The sequence below is a fragment of the Bartonella sp. MU70NMGDW genome (assembly GCF_042194085.1).
GTDB lineage: Bacteria > Pseudomonadota > Alphaproteobacteria > Rhizobiales > Rhizobiaceae > Bartonella > Bartonella grahamii.
Genome location: NZ_JBHIMK010000476.1, coordinates 1 through 898 on the forward strand (window position 1 = coordinate 1; position 898 = coordinate 898).

Here is an 898-nt window from a genome sequence, read left to right on the forward strand (position 1 = left end):
TCATAAGCTGATTTGGCATCATCAACATTGGATTGAGGAGCATAACGATTTTTTTTCAGTTCTGTTACACGTTTTAAAGTGAGTTGTGCATTGGTTGCTATGGCTGAAGCGGCTGCTTTTTGTGCTTTTGCATCATCTAGAGAACTACGAGCGGCGGTGATTTGTGCATCAATGCGTAGAAGTGTTTTTTTCTGTGTGTTAAGACGCGCTTCTGTCTGTTCCAAGGCTATTTTATAATCACCATTGTCTAAGTAAAATAAAACATCGTCCTTTTTTACAACCTGGTTGGCTTTAATGGCAATTTTTTCAATATATCCATTTAATTTAGTCGCAATAGCTGCTATATCTCCTTGCACGTAGGCATCTTCAGTGGAGAGTATATAACGCCATTGCGTTATATACTTATAGCTAAACCAAAGCACAAAAAGTGCAAAGACAATAAGAAGAGCCTTGGTTACTTTTTTTTGTTGCGTTTTATTGAAATTTTTGGTTGAAAAAATAGCCTCAGCTACGGACATGATTTTATACTTTCAATATTTATGTTTCAATGAGTATAATAAACCCATCACTAAGATCGGGTGATATACGTGCACGGACGATAAGAGCTTTTCAAACAATAAGGCGATCTCTGGTACATAACGCTAAATATATCAACTTGCAAGTTAGAGATCTTATTTTCAAGTTAGAGGTATTATTTTATTGCGCATTTTTTACAAAGTCCGCGTACTTCTAGGGTACTTTTGTGTGCTTGGAAGTCAACAGCTTGAACCATCTGTTTTAAACTCGATACAATCGTTTGATTTTGTATTTCGTTGACTGTGCCACAGTTTTCGCAAATTATAAACGTTGTAAGTTCATGTTGACAGTTTTCAGGGTGTAAACAGACCATAAAGGCATT

At 36.1% G+C, this 898-nt stretch carries 1 protein-coding gene and 1 pseudogene; both read right to left on the minus strand.

The genetic code is table 11. The annotated features are described in order from the left end of the window. Positions 1–518: HlyD family secretion protein (locus ACFIKE_RS11700; RefSeq protein ID WP_375650114.1), on the minus strand; the 518-nt coding region annotated here is incomplete at its 3' end. A gap of 173 nt (positions 519–691) precedes the next feature. After that, positions 692–898: pseudogene (locus tag ACFIKE_RS11705) on the minus strand (transcriptional repressor); the annotation flags it as partial.